The sequence below is a fragment of the Paenibacillus sp. N3/727 genome, from assembly GCF_022637315.1.
Classification (GTDB): Bacteria; Bacillota; Bacilli; order Paenibacillales; family Paenibacillaceae; genus Paenibacillus_AQ; species Paenibacillus_AQ uliginis.
The window spans coordinates 3,503,235-3,526,509 of record NZ_CP093336.1; the positions used below are offsets into that span (position 1 = coordinate 3,503,235).

The 23,275-nt window shown below is 40.8% G+C and carries 19 protein-coding genes and 1 pseudogene; 3 read left to right on the forward strand and 17 right to left on the reverse strand.

Annotated elements, in window-relative coordinates:
- Positions 1 to 2: 2 nt before the first annotated feature.
- The 6 genes from MNQ98_RS15970 to MNQ98_RS15995 form a co-directional block, all read right to left on the reverse strand.
- A complete protein-coding gene (locus MNQ98_RS15970) occupies positions 3 to 785 on the reverse strand; it encodes a DeoR/GlpR family DNA-binding transcription regulator (protein ID WP_241929144.1) in 783 nt (260 codons plus the stop codon).
- A gap of 327 nt (positions 786 to 1,112) precedes the next feature.
- Positions 1,113 to 2,045 carry a hypothetical protein gene (locus MNQ98_RS15975; protein WP_241929145.1) on the reverse strand — a complete coding sequence of 311 codons (933 nt, stop codon included), beginning with the start codon at positions 2,043 to 2,045 and terminating at the stop codon, positions 1,113 to 1,115.
- Positions 2,046 to 2,224: 179 nt separating this feature from the next.
- The gene (locus MNQ98_RS15980; protein WP_241929146.1) at positions 2,225 to 3,094 is read right to left on the reverse strand and encodes a methyl-accepting chemotaxis protein; all 870 of its coding nucleotides are present in this window, start codon (positions 3,092 to 3,094) and stop codon (positions 2,225 to 2,227) included.
- A gap of 17 nt (positions 3,095 to 3,111) precedes the next feature.
- Positions 3,112 to 4,566, reverse strand: a complete 1,455-nt coding sequence (gene yfmT / locus MNQ98_RS15985; protein ID WP_241929147.1) for a benzaldehyde dehydrogenase — start codon at positions 4,564 to 4,566, stop codon at positions 3,112 to 3,114.
- Between the two features lie 247 nt (positions 4,567 to 4,813).
- A complete protein-coding gene (locus MNQ98_RS15990) occupies positions 4,814 to 5,134 on the reverse strand; it encodes a hypothetical protein (protein ID WP_241929148.1) in 321 nt (106 codons plus the stop codon).
- A gap of 666 nt (positions 5,135 to 5,800) precedes the next feature.
- Positions 5,801 to 6,772, reverse strand: a complete 972-nt coding sequence (locus MNQ98_RS15995; protein ID WP_241929149.1) for a glycosyltransferase family 2 protein — start codon at positions 6,770 to 6,772, stop codon at positions 5,801 to 5,803.
- Between the two features lie 783 nt (positions 6,773 to 7,555).
- Here MNQ98_RS15995 and MNQ98_RS16000 point away from each other — a divergent pair.
- Positions 7,556 to 8,230, forward strand: a complete 675-nt coding sequence (locus MNQ98_RS16000) for a CerR family C-terminal domain-containing protein (protein WP_241929150.1) — start codon at positions 7,556 to 7,558, stop codon at positions 8,228 to 8,230.
- Positions 8,231 to 8,286: 56 nt separating this feature from the next.
- Here the strand turns inward: MNQ98_RS16000 and MNQ98_RS16005 are convergent, their stop codons facing one another.
- Entirely contained in the window at positions 8,287 to 9,546 is a 1,260-nt protein-coding gene (locus tag MNQ98_RS16005) for a M24 family metallopeptidase (RefSeq protein ID WP_241929151.1), read from the reverse strand.
- Between the two features lie 689 nt (positions 9,547 to 10,235).
- Positions 10,236 to 10,430, reverse strand: a complete 195-nt coding sequence (locus tag MNQ98_RS29745; protein WP_347272264.1) for a carboxymuconolactone decarboxylase family protein — start codon at positions 10,428 to 10,430, stop codon at positions 10,236 to 10,238.
- A 52-nt stretch (positions 10,431 to 10,482) separates the two neighbouring features.
- On the opposite strand from MNQ98_RS29745, the pseudogene MNQ98_RS16010 reads away from it, so the two are divergent.
- Positions 10,483 to 10,653: pseudogene (locus MNQ98_RS16010) on the forward strand (transposase); the annotation flags it as partial.
- Between the two features lie 290 nt (positions 10,654 to 10,943).
- On the opposite strand, the gene MNQ98_RS16015 reads toward MNQ98_RS16010, so the two are convergent.
- Both MNQ98_RS16015 and MNQ98_RS16020 read right to left on the reverse strand, forming a co-directional pair.
- On the reverse strand, positions 10,944 to 11,525 hold the full coding sequence (locus MNQ98_RS16015; protein WP_241929152.1) for a TetR/AcrR family transcriptional regulator: 582 nt from the start codon (positions 11,523 to 11,525) through the stop codon (positions 10,944 to 10,946).
- A 91-nt stretch (positions 11,526 to 11,616) separates the two neighbouring features.
- Entirely contained in the window at positions 11,617 to 12,627 is a 1,011-nt protein-coding gene (locus MNQ98_RS16020) for a fumarylacetoacetate hydrolase family protein (protein ID WP_241929153.1), read from the reverse strand.
- Positions 12,628 to 12,792: 165 nt separating this feature from the next.
- Here MNQ98_RS16020 and MNQ98_RS16025 point away from each other — a divergent pair, with 165 nt between their 5' ends.
- A complete protein-coding gene (locus MNQ98_RS16025; RefSeq protein ID WP_241929154.1) occupies positions 12,793 to 13,815 on the forward strand; it encodes an MBL fold metallo-hydrolase in 1,023 nt (340 codons plus the stop codon).
- Positions 13,816 to 14,408: 593 nt separating this feature from the next.
- On the opposite strand, the gene MNQ98_RS16030 is transcribed toward MNQ98_RS16025, so the two are convergent.
- The 7 genes from MNQ98_RS16030 to MNQ98_RS16065 all read right to left on the reverse strand — a co-directional run bounded on the left by MNQ98_RS16030 (position 14,409) and on the right by MNQ98_RS16065 (position 23,209).
- Complete coding sequence (locus tag MNQ98_RS16030) at positions 14,409 to 14,930, reverse strand: GNAT family N-acetyltransferase (protein WP_241929155.1); 522 nt, start codon at positions 14,928 to 14,930, stop codon at positions 14,409 to 14,411.
- 554 nt (positions 14,931 to 15,484) lie between these two features.
- On the reverse strand, positions 15,485 to 16,009 hold the full coding sequence (locus MNQ98_RS16035) for a GNAT family N-acetyltransferase (protein WP_241929156.1): 525 nt from the start codon (positions 16,007 to 16,009) through the stop codon (positions 15,485 to 15,487).
- 365 nt (positions 16,010 to 16,374) lie between these two features.
- Positions 16,375 to 16,608 (reverse strand): hypothetical protein, encoded by a 234-nt coding sequence (locus tag MNQ98_RS16045; RefSeq protein WP_241929157.1) that lies wholly within the window; start codon positions 16,606 to 16,608, stop codon positions 16,375 to 16,377.
- Positions 16,609 to 17,043: 435 nt separating this feature from the next.
- Positions 17,044 to 18,543, reverse strand: coding sequence for a malate:quinone oxidoreductase (locus MNQ98_RS16050; protein ID WP_241929158.1), 1,500 nt, complete (start codon positions 18,541 to 18,543; stop codon positions 17,044 to 17,046).
- Positions 18,544 to 18,723: 180 nt separating this feature from the next.
- Positions 18,724 to 19,845 (reverse strand): IS200/IS605 family element RNA-guided endonuclease TnpB, encoded by a 1,122-nt coding sequence (gene tnpB / locus MNQ98_RS16055; RefSeq protein ID WP_241929159.1) that lies wholly within the window; start codon positions 19,843 to 19,845, stop codon positions 18,724 to 18,726.
- 709 nt (positions 19,846 to 20,554) lie between these two features.
- Complete coding sequence (locus MNQ98_RS16060) at positions 20,555 to 21,193, reverse strand: spore coat protein (RefSeq protein WP_241929160.1); 639 nt, start codon at positions 21,191 to 21,193, stop codon at positions 20,555 to 20,557.
- A 531-nt stretch (positions 21,194 to 21,724) separates the two neighbouring features.
- Positions 21,725 to 23,209, reverse strand: coding sequence for a DHA2 family efflux MFS transporter permease subunit (locus tag MNQ98_RS16065; RefSeq protein ID WP_241929161.1), 1,485 nt, complete (start codon positions 23,207 to 23,209; stop codon positions 21,725 to 21,727).
- Positions 23,210 to 23,275: the final 66 nt, after the last annotated feature.

The following is a 23,275-nucleotide window of genomic DNA, read 5'->3' on the forward strand; positions in this document are numbered from 1 at the left end:
CTCTATTCAGCTCCGTCCTGAGGATTATTTGTTGTACATTCAATCAGTGTGATATTTTTCTGATCTAATACTTCTCTCATCTCGCTGGAAATAGACTGATCTGTTACGATAATATCCACGTAGTCAAAATTTAACTTAAATCTTGATTTTGATGCGAATTTCGTATGATCCACAACAAGGATCACTTGATCCGACTGCTTGGCCATTTCCTTCTTCACTCGAACATCTTCTTCATAGGGATAATAGAGTCCGTCTGGCTGAATAGACGTTGCCCCTATATACGCCTTATCTGCTCGAATTTCACTAATCTTATCGATGACGGAAGGACCATATAATAGGCGGTTCTGGGTATGCAGATAGCCCCCAAGCACATAAATGCTCAAATCATCTCGTTTGGAGAGAATGCCTACATTATCAATCGAATGTGTAACGGCAGTAATCTGTTTCGCCTGAATATGTTCCGCGACAAATTGGACCGTTGTCGATACGTCCAAGAATACCGTCTCATGATCGCGAATCAGCTTAGCTCCAAGCATACCTATATTGTTTTTGCTGGTGGATTCCTCAACGAGACGATTTTGATAGGAAGAGAGCTCCTTCTGAAGTTCTGGAAGAGCTACCCCTCCATGCGTCCGAACAACGACACCTTCTTGAACCAATTTGACAATATCCCTTCGCGCCGTATCTCTGGATACTTGAAAGATCGAGCAAATTTCTCCAACGCTCATTGATTGATGTTGTTTTAAGTAATCAAGAATTTTCAATAATCTAGCTTCTTGAAACACACTGGATGCCCTCCTTAGTTAAGCATTTGAATGTATTATTTAAGTATATATAAGTAATACTAGAAATTCAATAAGTGTTTATAAGTGAAAGAACAAATATTTCTATAATCCATGAACATTGGAATCTGTTGAATCCAATATTTATCAAGATGATTTTGTTAGCCGTTAATTGATGGTCTATTGTCTGATTGGCAATGAAATCCGCTCCCTTCCATTACTCCGATTTAAACACAAAAGACCCACAAGAGGATCACTATTTTCAAAGTGTCCTTCTTGTGGGTCACAGTTCAATTCAACGAAAGATCGAGTTTTTTAAAACAAACTGAATTAACTTTCACAAATTACACGACGAAATTTTTCTTCCATATCAGCTAACTCATGCATGGCATCGGCGAGTACTTGAAAATTTTTCTCCACAATCAGAGTGTGACAACGTCCGAATTGTTTTGCCTGCTTCTCTTTGATCGCAGCTAGTTCAGGAGCATTCTTGATTAAAAATTCAGCATAATCCATAGCTCTCCTCGCCCCTAGTTGGAAAGCAAAATAAGAGAAATGAGCAATTTCCGCTGGCATGAGCCCTTCTTCTTCCTTGATCCGTTTTACTACGCGCAGGATCGCTTCTTTTCCATATAACACTTCGGAGTTAGGAGTAGCTGATGCACTTGCTTGATAGATTTCTTGAAAGTAACGAACCGCATTCGCAAATATCTCATCCTCTGACGGACTGTCCTTACGTTTAGGAGCTGCCCAATAATGATAAGAGAAGACTCGATCAATGATGCACTCAGCTTTCCACGCTAAAACAAACTCCGATAATGGCAAGCTTACATAAGGGAATCCTGCGGGATCATGTAGATATATCGCATTGTCATCAATCTTATAAGCGAGTACAAAATGATCGGAACCACCCAAATACGCTGCGTTTGGATTATAAGTCAGATGCCCCATATCAAGGGGGCCGAGCAAAACAGGTCCACACTCCAAATCACGCCGTAATTCTTCTAAAGGCGGCTCACCCTCTACATCACCTGATATCTCCTTCCATTCATAGCCAAGAAGTTCGAGCGCATGGCTAACACCTCGATCTGGAACCACTTCTCCGAAAAAGAGCAACTTTGGCTGCTCGATCCATGTCGCCCCGATCCCTACGCCAGAGAGCACTTCGAGTAATTGAGGTGACACCTTTTCACCAATCGTCTCCAAAAGCATGGATAAAGAGTTTGCATAGCAGTACGCGCCATTTCCAATGTAAGATAACATGTATTTTCCCTCTTTCTAAAATATAATTGCTTTCATGTTATAGACTCCGGCGCGCCTCTTTTTCTGACAATTCATAAGTGGCAAAAAAAAAAGAAGAAATACATGATAGCTGTATTTCTTCTTCCCAGTCCTATTGGTCAGTAGACAAGACTAGAGTATAAGAGGAGAATTCTGATTTCCTATTGACTGTTTTCTTTTAAAAAAAGTGTTTCTTCAGCAACCTGCGCTAATTCCTCTGCTTTAATACTTATCTCCTGGATCGTTGCAGTGAATTCCTGAATCGCCCCTGACTGGCTATCGGTTAGAGTGTGAATATCAGAAAAAGCATGATTTAACCCCAGCAAAAGTTCCTGAATATTCTTAGTGATGCCATTAATCTGGTCCACATTCTCTTTAGAACTCGTCGCCAGCTTCCGAATCTCATCGGCAACGACTGAGAAGCCTCTTCCCACTTCCCCTGCTCTTGCCGCTTCGATGGCAGCATTAAGCCCTAACATGTTACTCTGATCCGAAATCTCCTTAACAGCAGTGGAAATTTTACCGATCTGCTGCGCACTGGAGCTAACGTCCTTCATTTGGTTTGTTACTTCGGTTACACGGTCGGTAAGGTGAGAAACAGATTGGCTGATATCTTCAATGGATGCAGTTGTCTGTTCGACAATAGCGGAAAAGCTCTCGGCCATCTCAAAAAGCTTATTCGCTTTCTCGAGGCTTGTACCCATGCCTACACCGCCGATAACCCTGCCCTGCTCGTCATGCAGCGGTATCGCGCGTGCAGCAAGCGGAAAACCAAACAGCTCTTTCGGAACGACAGCCGATAAAGCTGTATTATTCCTAATCGCATCTGTTACAATGTCCCCCTCCATAAGCGGGTCCCCCGGGCTGACATTCAGCGAGAAGGTATTGCCCGGAATGTTGATGATCAGCTTCTCCGTGTCATAAATGCCAACTGTGATATCATCATTAGTGAGACTTTTCAGCAGTGGAGCTACCCTTACAAAGGCTCTGATCAGCTCATGCTGTGTTTGCCCTTCAGTCACGTTATTCATGCTTTCTCCCCCAGCCCTTAGTACGGGAATTTCCTTTGTCCGTAGTTAACCGAAATCCACTTCATCGTGGTAAACTCATCCAGGCTCCATTCCCCATTCAAACGGCCCAAACCGGACTGCTTCTCTCCGCCAAAAGCTACAATCGGCTCGTCGTTAATCGTGACATCGTTCACATGGATCATACCAGTGTGGACCTTCTTCGCTATTTCTACACCACGCTCAAGATTGGAGGTGTGAATTGCCCCGCTAAGCCCAAAACGCGTATCGTTGGCAATTTCAATGGCTTCCTCTTCCGTTTCGAACGGAATGATACACACAACGGGGCCGAACAACTCCTCTTGAGCTACAACCATATCCGGTTTGACATTTACGAGGACTGTAGGCTCTACCATTCTCCCGGTAATCTTACCTTGCACCAGGGGAACAGCGCCCTGCTCAATGCCTTTTTCAATCAGCTTCTGCAGTGTCTCTGCCTGACGGTTGTTGATGACTGGTCCAATGATGGTCTGCGGATCACTCGGATCACCTGTTGTAAGCGTAGAGACTTTCTCTCTGAATTTATCCACAAAATCCTGATAGATCGTCTTCTGTACAAGAATACGGTTGGCCGACATACAGATCTGGCCTTGATGCGTGAATCTACTGAATGTCGCAGCTTGTACCGCGTAGTCAATATCCGCATCCTCCAGGATAATGAATGCGCTATTCCCGCCGAGCTCCAGTAGCGGCTTTTTGAAGTTCTTAACTGCCAGTTGGCCAATATGGCTTCCGACCTTAGTCGAACCCGTGAAGGAAATGATTCTTGGAATCGGATGCTCGACGAACGTATCGCCAATCTCCTTAATATCTGTCACCACAACATTCAATAGGCCCTTCGGTACACCCGCTTCTTCGAAAATCTTGCCGATCAGAGTTCCACCCGTAATGGGCGAATCCTCATGCGGCTTCAGCACCACGCCATTGCCGGCACCCAGCGCTGGAGCAACTGACTTCATAGACAAGAAGAAAGGGAAGTTAAACGGACTGATAACCCCAACCACGCCGGCTGGGATCCGGTACAGACGGTTCTCCTTACCATCCTCTGTAGAAGGCAAAATCTTACCCTCCATTCTAAGCGGGAACGTTGCCGCTTCCTTAATCATATTTTTCACAAGACCGATCTCAAATGCTGCCTTTAGACGCGTTCCACCCAGCTCTTGAATAATAATGGACGTAATTTCTTCCTCATGCGCTTCAATATATTTAACAGCGTTCTCAAGGATGTCGCGTTTATTGTACGGGTTAACCTTGTCCCATTCCACCTTAGCTTTATAGGCAGCCTGATAAGCATCGTCAATGTCTGCAATGCTGGCTATTTGAAAAGCGGTGATAACCTCATCATTATATGGGTTGATGTCAGGCAGTGTTTTACCGCTCTTGCCCTCTCTCCATTCCCCACCTATAAATTGTTTTCCTAAGTTTGAGTAATCCATATTGTCCCTCCTGTGTCGAATAATTCCTATTGACCTAATATATTTATCGACTGAATACCGGTAAATGTTAAGTCAGATTCGTGAACTTAATCAACCTATTCTCCTTGTTAGATGAAAAATCGGCAGCCATTATATCGGATGCCGATGCCGAGTAACATTTACACAACCATCTAATCGTCTATGAATATAAGTTCTTGTCCTCCGACACGAAACGTGGCTATTGGAAATTACTCTAATAGCCTTTTAATTATGAAATCAATATATTAAATAATGTTGTAATACTTATAATAATTAAAAAAGCATAAAATAAAAAAATAGCGATTTTTTTTCCTACTGCAGAAAATTTATGATTAGGATAATTTTTAGCTAACATGTAAGATAAGATAATCAATCCTATTCCTAATAAACTTTTCACACTTGAAAATGCTTGAAAATTTGTTGCTAGTTGAGACAATGATTTTGTTTGAATGGTACCTACTAATGTGCCTAAAATAGAGAAAACGGGTGATAAACTACCCACTCCCCATTTTTGTTCATCCTTTTTACCGCTGTCTGATAATTCTCCCATTTTACACCTTTAATTCTTCCAAGAAAGTGACAGTGTAATTGGAATCACTAAGATTGAACGTATAGTTAATATTTCCCTTGATACGGAGATCAATTAAAGAAGCTTCGATAAATTTTTTTAACATTTAAAGGTCTCCTTTCTTTTACAACTTACCACATATTGACAAGGAAAGGGGGATGTTGTGTAGATAATCCCCTAATTTAGTACATTTGCAATCTATAAGTTCATCTGATTAGGCAACTAAAATTTATTATGAGGCGGCCATAAGATTGTACCGCTCCGGTCTATATATCCCTTCATATAATTCTCCGATTCCTTAAATAAATAAAACCGCGTATCTACGCGGTCCCTATGTGTAAATGTTGTTGTCCTCTGACAATTAACGAATATTTAGTTGGCTGTTACATAAAAGACATTCCACGTTTTGAACCTATCCCTGAACAAGCTATTCAATCCGTCCAGGATGTTTCAATACAATAGACAAAGCTTATTAAAAACATTTATCTAACTTCTTTAAAGACCTCTTCAATACTCATTGAACGTGTATGCTGTGTAGGATTCCATGTTTTTTCATTCCTGCGGAAAAAGGAATAAACTACAATGGGAATCCACGATAATGAGAATAAATATGTCTGAATAAACCACCATGCTCTCTTACCCTGTTTTTCAAGCACAAGGCCTATAAAATGGTAGGGCATAGTAAGGGATAAGTATAGCCCACCATACGTTCAAAACATATTTTTGTATGTAATTTGGCAAAGGATCAAATAAAGATAAAAAAAAGAATCCAAAGCCACTCGTAGCTAACACGATCTTTGTTGGTTGTATTAAGTAAATCAAAATATCGAGTGAAGCCAAGCGTGAACCATTTCCTTTAACTATGTTTTTAACTAAAGGCTTGAAATAACGAAATGCACAGTCAAAATGCCCTTTCATCCATCGAATGCGCTGAGCAAAAGACTGCTTGAATTTCAATGGCTTTTCGTCATAAATTTTCGCCGTATGCAACCATGCTACACGTTTATTTCTTACTAAATGATACTTAACTGTAAACTCAAGATCCTCAGTGAGTGACTTTGCCTCCCATCCCATCTCCTTTAATACCGAAGCACTAAAGACCATACCTGTACCGCCTAGTTGCGCACTTAAACCGATATTTTCTCGAGCTAACTGATAAATCCTACTTGTTGCCCAATAAGAAAAAGCGTAAGATCGTGTTATCCATGTATCATTAGGATTCTTACTGTCAATATAGACTTGGATTACTTCATGATCGGCATCCATTTTTGTATTTACTTGCTTTAAGAAGTTTGTTGTAACAAGATTGTCTGCATCAAAAATAGCTACAGCATCATAATGCTTACCTTCATCTTCTAATCCCCATAACTCGTCAAGAAACCACTCGATGCCGTAACCCTTACCGACTTTAATTTTGTCATGACGTTCCATTGCAATGGCTCCCAAGTCACGAACGATACGCGCTGTGTTATCCGAGCAATTGTCAGCAATGACATAAATATCATACAACTCTCTAGGATAGTCTAATTGCTGTAGGTTATTTACGATGTCACCTATAACCTGCTCTTCATTATGAGCACATACAACCAGTGCATACCTACGCCCTACGGTATTATTCAAGTATCCTGTGCCACGTTTCCACAACATTCCGAGAGTAGAGATTATGGTTTGATAAGCCGTAAAGAATAATGTTACAAGTTGACTAATAATCAAAACACTGATTAAAAGAGAATTCGTCAAATTAAATGTAGCGATAATGTAAATTGAAACAAGTAATGCGCCCCCAGATACTATTGCCTTTACTATGGTGATACATCCCCTCAAGGTATATTTTGTGTTAGATAAATTACTTATGATTAAAAAAGATCAGGTAATGAGTCCAAGACCATATACTAGAAAATTTAATCATTGTGTCACGTCCGGGTTTTGCTCCTCGGTTTTCAATCATCCTTACATATACTTCTGAAATATTCAGATCTTCAGCTACTTCACCTCCACCGATTCCAGTTATCATAGTTGTAATCAGCATTTAAATCGGCAGGAACCTGCTCACTTCGCAACACGTTACAACATTGTTCCATTTTTCATTTAAGATGTAGCCTTAACAATCTATAAATAGGAATTACTTTCTCTTTTCATCGTCTATAGCAAAAAACAAAAAAACTCTCCTCCTTACACAGCAAAAAGGCCTCTTGCTAACCAAGCAAGAGGCCTTTATCTTTTGATCAAGTATACTAACAGCTCTAGCGAATTATGGTAAGATCATAGCACAGCCCGCCATATACCTCAATCTTCCATTCCATGCGTAATTAAACATAAACGAAAATAAGTCGTACCATGCTTTTGTTTCAATTGATTAATTCATTTGAATTAATTATACTCAACAGTATGGAGGAATGGACATTGAATACAAACCTAAGCAGCGATATGAATAAAGGAAATGAAGACTCTACCCAAACTCGTTTATTAGATGCAGGGCTGCGGATCTTTGGATTACATGGCTATGAAGGCGTACGTACGCGGACCCTTGCAGATGAAGCTGGTGTGAACCAATCGGCGATTCCGTATTATTTCGGCGGAAAAAAAGGATTGTACTTAGCGGTTGCCCGTCGCTTGACAGCAGCCGTTCATGATGATTTTTTGAAGCAGGCTCTAATTGAGACAGAAGAGATCGAGAAACGGTCAAAAGAAGAAGCCGCAGAAGCTCTTAATAAAGTCATGACGCAATTTTCCAAGACGATGATTGGCAATCATGAAGCCAATGCAAGAAGTGTATTTATCGCAAGAGAACAGCTGCAGCCTACAGAGGCTTATGACATTTTGTATGAACAATTCTTCCAGCCACTACATCAGATGATTGCCGTCTTGGTGGGTAAATTAATGGATCTAGACGCAAAAGATCCAAAAACGATATTAATCGCACATGCCATTGTTGGACAATCGGTTGCGTTCTCTGTAGCGAAGGAAACCTATTTCAGACGCCAAGGGATTCAGGACTTGGATGAAGCACACGTTGCTTTGATCGCCAAGGAGCTTGGCGAGATGTCGATTCGTACATGCAGCGGCTATTCTCATTAAAAAGAGGGTACGTAACGAAGACATAAACACTCTTCTCTATGTACCCTTTTGCTATTTTACCAAGTTGCCCTCATCAGCTGAGTAGAATTTTTATTTAATTCAATTCCCCCAGCTTCACCCACGATCACCGTTCCGCCAAGATTAATGACCTTCTTACCAATCGCACAATTCGGCTCAAATGCAAACACCATTCCTGCCTTGAGTTCGGTCTCTAACCCTATATTAGGAATCGGCAGCACTCTCCCGTACTCTCTCGCCTCAGGCAACCGTGCAATCTCATCACCAACCCCAATAAGGCCAAATGGACTGATGGAATGAATAAGCGGATGAACGTGCCAGCCCCCTGCTTCACGCATCGGCTCATTCATCGCTTTGACCACGTCTCCGAAGGTAGCCCCAAGCCGCAGCTCTTTTACTCCGTTTTCATACGATTGTCTCGCTGCCGCTGCCGCCCGCTCGAAATCCGGATGCACAGCTCCTACAGCGATTGAAGGCTGATGCTGCGTCTCTAGCATTCCGAATGATGAAAATACCTCGGCCAAAATAATATCTCCTTCTTGGATCACCCGCGGCTCCTCTGGTCGATATGTCCATGCGGGCAGTCCCCATCCTACGAACTCTGGTCCTGATCCCATTAATATCGTTGTCGTGAAGCCGACATGGGTCGCACAAGCATTCATCGCTGCCGCATAGATCTCATTTTCTCTCACGCCTGGCTTCGTTGCCTCAAGCATCGCCTGGCACATTTTTTCCCCAACGTTCGCAGACCATTTTAATACCTCGATCTCCTCCTGACTTTTCACAGAAGACAGTGCGAAAAATTTGTGTCCCACAGGCTTAAAGGTCGCATTCGGTAATCCCTTTAGGATCATTTGCCAAGTATTATAGGGAATGGCTCCATCAAAGTAATAGGGAGGATAAGGCTCTAAGCCAATCACACCAAATGCTTTATTTGTAAGTCCTCTCTCTTCCATAATCTTGACGATGTGCGCACCCATTTTTCCGACATACATATTTTCCGGGCGTATCCAGCCTTGCGTATTCGTATATCGAGCTTGAATATGATCTTCCACAGCAGTGGCTAAAAAGACAACACAGATCGGCTCTTCATTCTTAGGGAAAATGACAATAGAACCTGGACGCTCATTCGTAAAGTAGGTGTCCGGGTTAAATACAGCAGGGAACGCACCTTCTCGATCTCCATACACAATCAATACATCCACATGCTCTTCTTTCATTAGTTGATTTGCAATGTTCCATCTACGATCTCTTTCCGCAAGTGAGTAGGTAGGGATTCTAGTATCTTGATTGTTCATACCTCTTTCTCCTCCTAACGTTTATTTCTTTCCAGAGTTCATCGCTGATCGTTGCCTTTTGTCATCATCCAACCGTATACATGAGAATGGCTCCCCTCCAATAGATGTCATGAATGAACCTGTTACATGGCAAGTATAATTCATTCATTTGATTAATTCAATTGAATTAATTGATTTATGTGTAAAAACAGCTCCAAATTATATAACTTGGAGAATTAATCTTTAAATCATTAAAATGAAAAACACTGTATCTTTAAAGATTACAGTGTCTTTCATTTTCTATATTGTAGTAGTTGATTTAAAGAGGTAATGAAGAAATAAAGTTGTCGTCACGTTAGAACTATCGTTTCCCGTTAGCGTAGCGAAGTTATATGAGAATTACTAACTATAGGTAATCCTATGACTCTCCACTTTTCCATCTAGATCGAATTGCAGTTTAAGTAAACTGTCACTAACCCTTAAACCTGCTCTCCCTATGTAGTAAACATACTTGAGAACTGGTTCATCTAGTTTCTCTCCAGGCTCCGCTAATAAACTAATAATTTCGTTCACTATTTTTCCTTTAGGTTCCTATTTTCTAACAAACTATAAACCATACCATTTCTTTTCTCGGGATCCTGGGGAATAGACATGAATGCGATGACATGTTTTCAAAGTGTAAAGACATTCGATCCTCATCGTCAGGTTTGTCATTCCTGCTCTTGTGATGTCTCTACTTTCACATTTCGTTCCTCAAACACACGCACTGCTACAGAAATAGCGTTGAGTACGCGTGGGAAACCTGTATAGGATATGCAATGGGTAATCGCTTCAACGACTTCATTCGTAGAGAGACCAACATTAAGAGCCCCGTGAAGATGGGCATAAAGTTCTGACTCGTAAATTTCATGATCACCATATTTATGGTATAAATTCTACATTAATACGGAAAAATGCAGACGGGTTATTGAACATAAAAATGCAGAGATGAAGAGGTTCCACGGTATGGCAACAGCCAAGTACCGAGGTCTATTTCGTATGCGAATACAGACGTATCTCACAGCATTTGTTATGAATGTGAATCGAATGGTAAAGCTAGTCGAGCAAAAGCAGTCCGCCCTCGTATGAGGAGCGAGCTGCTTTTTAGCATTCTTGATTACATTTCCAAATTGAATCTCTCTTTTGCTCAAAAGCAAGGCTTTTGCAGGGCTCTCAGAGAGGGCACTTTTTTTAAAAGTGTCCATCTCTCGGTCATAGTTCAGTTTTCCGGCTACAGGCTTTATTTGGTGTTTGAAAATTAATAATGTCCCGGTTGCAGTACAACGAGCTTTTGAGCATCTTTGTGCATCTTCTTTCAATTATTCTAGAGTTAGAGTTGCGCAAGCAGTCTTCGGCATATTTAAATAAATCAACAAAGCTTATGACTGAGACAAAATTCCTTTAACAAACAATGAGACACTGTGCTTGTAGAACTCTTCCTCGGTGACGAGTTGGGACTGATATTGCCGGTGAATCAGCTCGCTCATCTGAAATCCGTAGCACATCGAGAGAAAAGACATGGCGGCAAGACGCTCATCCTGTCTGGCTATAACTTTTTTCTTCTGCAGGCGTTCAAAATATTCAACCAGCAAGGAGTGCAGCTTCACCGGCGGATCGGCCAGCACTCTGTCCAATTCGGGAAGCATTCCTTTGTCGCGGATGCCAATCAATATGATGTCCGCATTTTTATGGAAAAACAAACGGTACTGCTGGCTTACATTCAGCAGATCGACTTCAGGATTATCGGTCGCTTCCTCTTTTAACAGCTTCTCAAATTGCGGGATATCCGAATGTCTTTCAATGATGGCTTCCAATATGCCTTGCTTGCTTCCAAATTGCCGGAAAATCGTAGATTCATTGACTTTAGCTTCCGTTGCAATGGCTTTGGTGCTTACTCCCCGATAGCCCTTCTTTTTGATGAGCTGTGTCGCGGCTTCAATGATTCTGTCTGAAGTATGCATTGTATATCTCCTTTTGTATATGTTAAACCCATTCTACTACAAGTTTTGCATATTCAGCAGGGTCGGGGTTCATCATTTCATAAACGTTTATTTAAGGCAAATCGCTTCTTTTTTCCCAGCGGCTTGGTTCCGTAATCTTGACATGATCAGGCACCAATTGTGTGAGCATGCCTAATTTATCGAATGTAATCTGGATTCGGTCAGAGGGTAACAGCCATTGTTCGGTCTCGATTGCGCAGCAATCTGGTATCGTCCCCATTCCTATAATCGTGCCCGGGAGCGGCGTGAAAACTTTGAGAACCTCCTCTATCACTTTTGCAGGGTGTGCAGAATACTCGGATGTGCTTCCCTTCCAGTGCAGTCTCTCCCCGATGTGTACATCCACATCCAGTGCCAGCGGGTTGTCGATTTCATCCGGTGTAACCAGAAATGGTCCTATTCCTTTGCTGCGATCAAAATCTTTGCAGCGCGTCGGTCCGGTCAGCGCCTGGAAATCCGGCCACTGCACATCGCGGACAGTACTGTCGTTAAAAATAACATAACCTGCAATGCAGTTCCCCTTCCCTGTAATAAAGGCCAGCTCTGGCTCGATATCCAGGTAGGAAGAGTACGAAGGCCAATGAATCGTATCCCCATCGCCAATTAATGCATTATGGTTACACTTGTAATAACTGAAAGTTACTTTATTTGGATCTTGCTGGAATTTTTCAGCAATTTTTCGTTTAAGCTCTTCTCTTTCCGGCCCTGTATATTCTCTTTGCAGCAGATTTACGCCAGCATTTCTCAGATGTCTTGGCGTCAGCCCGAAATCGATAAGCGCAGCCGGATTCGGAACCGGCGGCAGCAGTTTTACCGCTGCAATCGGGCAGATTTCATTTTCATTGAATTGATGCGACTGTTCGACAGCATATTGCATCAATTCCTTAGCGGCATCATAACTTGCCGGCAAATAATGAAGATAGCTGTCCATACTTTCAAGACTGTCAACGAATGTTCCCTGCTGTTTCATGATTGCCGCAAAAGACACGACAAATTTCTCGTTAATTACAAGCCCAAACAAAGGTTCCTGGGATGTCTTGGTTTGAAAGGTTACTAGCTTCATGTTGCAGCGCCTCCATCCATGTAGTGTGATGTTGTTCTGTTACTATCATATAGCATAGAACAAATGCATGCAAGTACACGCTTGCATTTCTGTTTTCCATTCTCTATAATAAAGACATAGTCAGTATGCCTTACCCCAAAAACATATACGCAAAGGAGAATTTTCATGAAGTATGGACGTATTATCCAAAAACCTCGCGTTAAATTTTTTGAAGTCGCAGATGGCGTCTTTGCCGGTATTTCGCCGTATCGCGGCATCAGTTGGGCCAATGCCGGGTTCATCAACAAGGGTGATGGGCTGGTGTATGACACGTTCTTCGATTTGTTCCATGCGCGGGAAATGCGGGAGGCTTTTATGGAAGTAAGCAACGGCGGCTCTCCCGCATATGTGGTGAACTCGCACTATAACAGCGACCATGCCTGGGGAAACAAAGTGTTTGAAGATGCTTGCATTATTATGCACAAGGAAGCGTCCAGAGAGCGTCTCACCGAAAATATCGCCTGGATGGACAGCGTCATCAGAAGAGGAAAGGATTCTCCGGAATCGACTTCGGGCGAGCGGTTTTTTGCAGCGGAATTTGAAGGATTCGACCTGGAAGGCGTAGAATGGGTGCTCCCGAATATTGAGATAAAGGACGATATCAACATCCGTCTTGGCGATACGGAAGTTATGATTTACAACGTAGCTCCGGCCCATTCTGACAGTGACTTGCTGCTGTGGATGCCAAAAGAAAAAGTACTGTTCGCCGGCGATGTCGTGTTTAACGGTTGTACGGCGTACAGCGAAGAGGGAACCCTCAATTGGATTAAAGTGCTTGATCGCATTATTGATGAAATTAAACCCGAAATCGTTGTTCCAGGACATGGCGCCATCTGCGGCCTGGACTTCGTGAAGGAGCAGAGAGATTACCTCCTGAACCTGATCAGCGAGTTCAACAAGCATTACAATGACGAAATTGATTCCTTGTCCCTGACCAAGCAAATTGATATTTCCCGCTTCCTTCATTGGATTCAGCCAGAACGCTTGTATGTTACAGTTGATATCCTATTGAAAAGCAAACGAGGATTACCACCCCTTCCAATTTGGAACGAGGTGCCTGCTAAGCTGGAAGACATGAAAGCTTTTTTGGCCGGAAAATATGGCAATCAGATCAAGCCATGGGACCCTATGAGTGTTTGGCAAGAATAGCAATTTGAAGCTAGCGTACGAAAAACAAAAAAACGGCCTGTCGCAAACGATGCGAACAGCGGCCGTTTTTTTGAATTGTTTCACGAAATTAAAATCGGCGCTTAGAACCGATTATGAAGAAAAATGGAAATGGACTTATGACTTACTAGTAGAAATCTTCTAAAACGATATAACCAAAATTTGATGTTAAGTGTATTTCTCTTCTTTAAAGGGATTCCAAGACTTTTGGCGGTAGCCACCATCACTAAACTGCCCGTTAGCTTAATGATGTTCGTTGAACAAAGGCATCCGTTCGCACTAGCCGGTTGCCATCTTATAGTTATTAATCTATCGTGTCCCGTTAGTTAAACAAGAATGACAATTCGAGTTATCCAGAAATATTTAAATCGAGAGCTTGTAATTGTCACTTTTGGAATTATTTCATACCTGTTTTAAGTTCTATTTTGCACTATGAATAAATATAAAAAGTCCAATTTCTCAACATTAAAATTAAGAAATTGGACCAGTTGCTTACTTCACAAACGCACCGATTGCGGTGTAAATATCATATTTTTGCTTAGACAGAGTTAACAAAACCGGCTTTCCGAGGGATCCTATTCTACTACGGCTTCTGTTATTTTCCCATCTAGATTTTTAATCGCATGCACCGAATTATCCTGAATGATGCCTGTTTCTACAAAACCAAATGAAGCGTATAATTCTTTAGCTATGACATTACTTTTATGATAAAAGAGGTCTACATATTGTGCTTCCCCATATGGGATATTTTCAATATCCGCCAACATTTTTTCAAAGGCAAGCTTGCCATATCCTTTCCCCTGATAACTCTTATCAATCATAAAATGCCAAATGAAATAGGTCTTCTTCCCGTAATAAACTTCATTTTGAAATGATTCATGATCCGTCGTATCATAAATATACATCAAAAATCCGATCACAACTCCATCGGCATAAATGGCAATGGGAGTCGCTGGTATTCCGTCTGCGTTCAACACATGAGCGTCTGCAAAGCTTCTGAGGTTAGTAGTTTCCACAAAGTCTTTCTGGTTTTCTCCAACTTCAAGTGCTATTACTTCATCTATGTTATCCCCGGTTATTTTTCGTAATTCAATCATTTTTTTATCTCCTCTCCTAAGACAAGCTACTTTCACACATGGCATAAAACATTCCAAATATCATTTCCATTATTCTCAAAATAGGGTACACAAAATATTCACCAATGCTAAACTCTTCTCCCCCTGTGATTTTTAATCCTTGTTACGCAAAAGATTGCTGAACAAAATTAAAAAGCGCCCTTTAATAAAAAATATAACATGTTAATATCTTACAAGCTAAATATATGTTACAAAACTCGTCCTTTTCTGAAGACGCAACTTTTTACTCCTTAAGAGGTGTCACTTTTAATTTCCTCACCTTTTTCCTAAGTTTCTTCACTCATTTTTGCGAAGAAATACGTGGCCAATTTTTTATAATACCAAAAATAAGGACTATTAGTAGAACAATGTCTAATGTGAGTAAAAGATAAAACCAAATATTCCAAATTTCACTTATGTTCAACAAAACCCCAGCAATAATGAGAAGCCCACCTATACGAGACATTCTAACAATACTTATATATCGCCAGGGCTTTACTATATCTATGGCGCATGAACTAACGTGTCCCGTTAGTTCAATGAACTCGGTTTTCAATAGAAAATATCCCTTGTTCGGAACCAAATCTCTGGACTTTCCTTTCTAACTTCATTCCTAATCGCTCTAAGAGATTACATGAACTAACATTGGCTGTCTGAGTTTCAGCCAAAAGTTTAACAATTCCCATCTCCTCGAAGGCATACTTAATAACGCGGTTTATTACTTCAGTTGCGAATCCTTGCCCCCACCAAGCAGGAAGAAATTCATATGACACTTCTATGCCACCATCAACATGATTGTCCAAGGATACCAACCCAATGAATTGATTGTTTATTTTTAACCGAACAACCAAAAAGGATGAATCCGAATTGAAGGAGCGAACTACTGTATCATTAAACTTTGCCCGTGTATGTTCTTCAGGAACGGCACCTCCTAAGTATTTTCTAACCTGCTCGTTAACGTATATTTTCTTCACATCTTCAAAATCATCGTAGGAAATTTCGTTCAAATTACAGCTTTTGGTATCCAGAGTAATTCCCCCGTTAAATTCTTCTGTTTTCATTATTACTTCAACTTATCCGCCCGTTACTTCAATGAAAAATGGCCGACGATTTCTGGCCAGCTGCCGTCTTGTCTTTATTCAACTAACGTTTCCCGTTGATGAAGTAATGGCTGCCTAGTTGGCAGCGTTAGCTCTTTTCTTAATTATTTGATATTATTTGTTCCATTTTTAACTGCATACCATGCATTTTTAAATTCATGGATATTGCTATATCGTTGTTCTCGTTCCTCACTAACTGCTCTTAAGGCTGCTTCGTAAAGCGATCTGTTTGCTTCCCATTTTGAAAATGAACGCTCGATCTCACCACCGAGTAACCCAAATGCTGATTTTGATATGCAACAGACATTCAGATGGTCTTTTTGAGCTTAGTTGAATACTTTTGAAGGAATCCCACCATTAGAATAGTAGCGGATTGCCTTTCCCTTCTCTTCAGCATACTTGATCTCTTTTTTTGTGCTGTTCCCTATGTAACCTCCAACATCAATTACAAATATTTCATCAGAAATATCAATCTTTCTAAAATGCAGGTTACCAAGTAGTTCAGCTTGTTCGAATTGATCTTTGAATTTTGTAGAACCGCATAAAGTAATTACTCGCATAATCATTCCCTTTCTTGATAAATCCGACACTTGGCTTCATTCGCTTTAAGTGAAGTATATGAATCAGGTTCAAAAGCCTAGCTCTTCAGCCCGGTTTCTGAACCCGTAAAATTACAGATGAGATCCGCCACTTGCACTGAGTGATTAATTTCCTCATACTCATCAACTAATCCTCCTTTTTTGCGGTATTAACTATTTTCCCCTTTTCCTGCTTCCCAGCCCGATTTCCAATAAGAGTAAATGTCTCCTTTTGTTCCAGTTCAAATCTATCAAAATAGTTTTAAAGACCACCATTAAACTTGTATCGTTAAATCAAAAAAGCCGCCATTTTGGCGACTTCTTATGCATGTATGTTCTTGTCCTCCGACAGGTTTAGTGAAAAAAACCTTCAATCATTGCCTTTTTAATCTATTTATCATACTTTCATCCAATGAATTAACTATAGACCAGTTCTTTTTCGCTTAGACTAAGCGTCTGCGCTGTTGATGTATGAATTTCTTGGAAAAGCTCTGGGTTTTCCACTAGTGACACACCATAAGAAGGAATCATTTCTTTTATTTTCGGTTCCCACTCTTTCATATGCTGTGGGAAGCATTTTTCTAATACCTCAAGCATAACGTGAACGGCAGTAGAAGCACCCGGAGAAGCACCGAGCAATGCAGCTACCGAGCCATCAGCGGCACTAACAACTTCCGTACCAAATTGAAGTGTTCCTTTACCGGCATCCGTATCTTTGATAACTTGCACACGTTGGCCCGCTACTACTATATCCCAGTCCTCGCTTTTAGCGTTCGGAATAAACTCGCGTAATTCTTCCATACGCTTTTCATTCGATAACAACACTTGTTGGATCAGGTATTTTGTCAATGCCATCTCTTTTACCCCTGCGGCCAACATAGTTAAGACATTATTCGGTTTTACGGAACCTATTAAATCAAAATTGGAACCCGTTTTTAAGAACTTTGGTGAGAAGCCGGCAAACGGTCCAAACAACAATGCTTTTTTGTTGTCGATATATCTTGTATCCAGATGCGGAACAGACATTGGAGGAGCCCCAACCTTAGCTTTACCGTATACTTTTGCATGATGCTGCGCTACAACTTCCGGATTGTTACATACCAAAAATAGCCCGCTTACCGGGAACCCTCCAATATGTTTTGACTCAGGAATACCGGTTTTTTGTAGTAAAGGTAGACTTCCGCCACCACCGCCGATAAAGACGAATTTTGCAGTATGGTACTCGATTTTACCGCTATCGATATCATGCACTTTCACTTCCCACGTGCCGTCGCTAGTACGTTTAATATTCTTAACACTATGCTTGTAGTGTATCTCAACGTTATTACTCTCTAAGTGGTCAAACAGCATGCGCGTTAAAGCGCCAAAGTTGACGTCCGTGCCAGAATCGATTTTTGTTGCCGCTATCGGTTCATTCGATGTACGGCCCTCCATGATTAGCGGAATCCATTCCTTCAGTTTTTCAGATTCATCGGAATATTCCATCCCTTGAAACAGAGGATTGTTTGACAGCGCTTCAAAACGTTTTTTCAAAAATGTTACATTTTCTTCCCCTTGTACTAAACTCATATGAGGTATTGGCATAATAAAGTCTTGCGGATTACGAATCAGATTGCTGTTTACAAGATAAGACCAAAACTGTCTTGAAAGCTGGAACTGTTCATTAATTTTTATAGCTTTGCTAATATCTACAGATCCGTCAGATTTTTCGGATGTATAGTTAAGCTCACACAGTGCAGCATGGCCCGTGCCCGCATTATTCCATTCGTTAGAGCTTTCTTCTCCTGCTTTTTCGAGTTTCTCAAACACTTTGATTTCCCATTCAGGTGCTAATTCTTTCAGTAATGATCCCAAAGTCGCGCTCATTACTCCGGCACCAATTAAGATAACATCTGTTTTTTTCTGTATGTTGCTCATGATAACCTTCCTTATCCCGTATATTTGAAAAAAAGAGTAGGCGCTCCTGCTTAGATGTCATTAATAAGCAAGGCGTCACCTAGAAACACACCTTTTCTGTGTCAATTTAGTCTATTTTGAACCTCTCACGACTTAAGTCGCGAGATTCCTAAGTACGGAAACCTATCGGTTTCTAATTGATTAGGCTATCCCCGTAGTTCCTACGGTTAGAAGTCTTATCGCTTCATTTTTAAGGTTTTGTCCTGCGTTAATATCTCTGTCGTGATGTGCGCCACACTTAGGACAATCCCACTCACGAAGTTTTAGTTCCTTAACGTCTTTATTTTTGTACCCACAGCACGAACATAACTGAGAACTTGCAAAGGTTTTGGATACAGTAACCACTTCTTTGCCGTACCATTTTGCCTTGTACTCAAGCATAGTTCTGAATTGTGACCAAGATACTTCACTAATTGCTTTAGCCAGCTTGTGATTTTTCAGCATATTTGATACTTGCAAATCTTCAATACCAATTACATCGTGGTTTTTGATGATTTCAGTAGAGATTTTTTGCAAGTAGTCTGTTCTTGCATTGGTGATACGTTCATGGATTTTTGCAATCTTAACACGTTGCTTGTTCCAATTCGAACCAGCTTTTATACGTCTGGAAAGGATACGCTGCGCGTTCGCTAATTGTTCTTCAAGTTTGCGATACCATTTTGGATTTTCGTATGGTGTTCCATCTGAAAGGGATGCTAAAGTTTTTAATCCAAAATCAACACCAACAGAAGAACCTGTTTTTTTTAATGGTTGCACTTCTGTTTCAGCAAGGATGGACACAAAGTATTTTCCGCTTGGATTACGTCTAACGGTAGCATTCAGAATGCGACCACTCACTTCACGACTTTTAGCAAAACGAACAAGACCGAGTTTAGGCAATTTGATATGGTTGCCTACAATAGCGATATTTCCATTCGTTTGTTTGGTTGTATAGGATTGCACCTTATTCTTTTTAGACTTGAAGCGTGGTGCGTCATTTTGCTTTTTGAAGAAACGATCAAACGCATCCGCAAGATTCTTTAGCGATGACTGCAAGGAAATACTATCCACTTCATTCAGCCACACGAACTCCTTTTTTAATTGCATGAGTTTAGCTGAACATGAACTGTAGTTTAATCCTTTACCTGTTTCCTTGTATGCGTCACTCCATTGTGTCAAAAAGCGATTGAAAACGAAACGAGAACAGCCGATTGTTTTAGCGATTAAGATTTCTTGTTCCTTGCTTGGATAGATACGAAACTTATATGCTTTGTTTACAATCACTGTTCTCACCTCACTTAGTGATTTTGAATATACTGTCGTTCTGTGCTTCTGTATATTCGCTAATAGTTGCCTCAAAGTAAGAAGGATTTCAAAGATATCCTCCTGACAGTTTGTTTTTTAGCTGTGGGAACTCTTAAAAAACAGTCTTGCTAAAACACTCCTCAATACATTGGAAATGATTGGAATTGTTGTTTGCCCCAAATATAGGATAACATACGTCAAGATAGTTTTTGTACTAACTATCCGTGTCTTTTCTAATTTACAATTTAACATATGTCAGACAATTAACGTGTCAAAAGACACGCCTTGTCCGAAGCCGATTCATCTCACGATTGAAATCGCGAGTGTTCTCAGCTAATTCATAAATATATATAGATTAAAATATCTACTATTATCTAATAATTATAAACTATTTAAAGTTGGTAAAAAAGTGAGAAATTCGTCCACAAGTCTCTCGGAACACACAAAAACCAAGGCCTTAACCCAGCTTCTTGCAAGGATTAAAGCCTTGGATTACATCGGTTATGAATGCATGTTATTGTCATTCCATGATTAGATAAAGTTGATTTCACCATCAGCAGCTGTAGTGTTCTAAATGAGAGAACTCCCGAATGAGAAAATATTCTTGTCTTCCGACAACCGAAAAAACCAGCCCTTTGATGGACTGGTTAATCGAATGAATATGGATTCAGAAGCCGGCGCTTTGATTTTAGTGAGGAGACAGTTTGCCAGACATTTGCGGCTGCATGGGGACAAGGGCGTAACCATTTTGCATTTGCTGCATGTCCTGCTGAGAAAGCTGTGGTACTTGATAGTAGCCATGTTTGTTTTGGTAAAGCGAGATCTCATAAGCCATTTCAATACAATTGGGAAGGGAATCAGCAAGCACACGACGTACTACCGGATTCGTTGTTTCCATTGCAGCATTTGTTTTCATTGTAGCACCCGATTTAACTGCATTTAACATGCTGAGCGCAATGGTTTCATCTTTTATCTCGGCAGCAGACTGAATTGGTTTTATCGGTTGACTTGGTTTCATACCATAAGTAAAGTCGTTCCGCTGTTTCATTTTATAGCTTTGCGTCGGTTTTGAAGGATCTAGTCCTGATTTAAAGCATTCTAAGGTGATATTATATTCATCAGCCATAAATTGCTTCTGGCGCTGCAAGATATCCCGAAGCTCTGGATCCTGTATGTGCCCACTCAGCATGATATAAGTATTCATTGTATTGATTGATCCTGCCAATACTTCGTGGACATCAAACATTTCATGACCGCCATGGTTCATTTGTGGTGGAACCATACCTGTTTCAATGTTTTGGTGATTTTGTGGCTGTTGGAATTGCATTCATATAACCTCCTAATGTTTTTTGCTTAATTTCCATCACATGAATATTTCAGTCGGGTTCTAGCTTTGGATGGCTTCATTGCAGTTCAAGAATATTGTTAAGTTAATTAGCTCAAAGTATTCATATTATATTAGAGTGCTCACGTTTAATTTTTGAAGAGTCCTTGCCGCCATCCTTCCAACAGTAAGCACATGACAGCGAATTTATTTTGCTATTGTCCATTTCGGTTATATCGGTAAAACAAAAAAGCCGCCAATTTGGCGACTTGTCCTTCGACACACTATTCATCTGGAAATGTTTTTGCCTCTTGTCTCCGTCGGATCTTCGTACGGTGATCGCCAATGTTAGCCGCGGCTGGCTGCCTGTGCCAACTCGTAATTGTTGCAAAGTTATTATCATTTCGTTAATGCTGGACGTCGCTTCCTCTATACAAATCTTGGATCACGCTACACTTTATTTGATATTATATTATATGAATTAATAAATCGAACATTATTATGATCGAACTCGACTTCTAAAGAAATGAATATTTAAGCGTCAGCACGAGAAGGACTTTGCGAATTGGAGATTTCTTGCTTTGAGCCAGATTTTTGCTTCGGCATAAATATAGTCAAGATAAATGCGATGATGCCCACAAATACGATATAAATAAAGGCATCGCTCGTGCCAAGAATGGATGACTCTTGTGTGAGCTGGGTTTGTGAAAATGACGGATCGGACTGCATTAATTTTGTTAGGTGATGACTGGAACTGATCGTCATCACCGTAACCACGAGCGTTGTTCCGATAGCGCCTGCCACTTGACGAACCGTATTCGTAACTGCAGAACCATGAGCAGTCCATTTTTTGGGCAGCGCATTGAGACCTGCAGTCGTTACAGGCATAACTAACAGAGATAAACCAAGACGTAAAACGATCGTACGTATCATTAAATAAGTGTAACTGGTTGTAACGCTTAAATTCGTTACGCCCCACATCGCTATAATGACAAAAACAAGCCCCGTTAACATGAGAATCCTCGGTCCGAATTTATCGAATAAACGGCCAGTTATCGGTGACATAACTGCCATCAATAGCGCTCCGGGCAGCAACAGTAAGCCTGATTCTAGCGGAGTGTACCCCATGCTTGATTGCAAATACAGAGGAACTAAAATCATATCCGCATACATAATGATCGTAACCAAAGTATTGATGATTGTCGTCAATAAGTAAGTTTTATTGCTAAAAACGCGTAAGTCCAGCATAGGATTAGACGATTTGAGTTGACGCGTACAGAAGAGTACAAGAAAAGTTCCCCCACCGATCAAACAAGACAAAACGACGATATTCCCCCATCCGCTGCCACTTGCGTTGCTAAAACCGTAAAGGATGCCGCCAAATCCTAAGGTGGAGTATATGATTCCGGGAATGTCCGCTTGGGGTTTGGATGTCTCTGATACGTTAACTAAGTATTTGAACGATAATAGGATTACGATACAGAGCAATGGGATCATGCCAATAAACAACCAGCGCCAAGATACATGTTCTATAACTATACCGGCCAAAGAAGGTGCAATCGCAGGAGCGAACGCCATCGTAAGACCGATCATTCCCATCGCGGATCCACGGTTATTGATAGGGAAAATTTCATAAATAACAGCCATTAATAGAGGCATGATGATTCCGGCTCCTGAAGCTTGCACCAATCGACCGGTTAATAATAAGGAAAAATTAGGAGAAGAAGCTGCTAATATGCTTCCAAGCAGAAGGAAGAGCATGGAACTTATGAAGAGCTGCCTGGTCGTGAATCTATTCATTAAATAGGCAGTTACCGGTATCAAGATGCCATTCACTAACATATACCCTGTTGTCAGCCATTGTACCGTGGTCGCATTAATATCAAATTCGCCCATAAATTCCGGTAATGCAACGGTCAGTATCGTTTGATTCAGAACAGATAAGAATGAACCTGATAACAATATAAATAAAAGAACTCTCCTATTTGATTTTTCTTCATTTTGAATGCGTTGACTCATGAACAATCCACCTTCGTTTATAATAGACACATTGTTGTTTAACAGATGCAATGTTGATAAAATGAA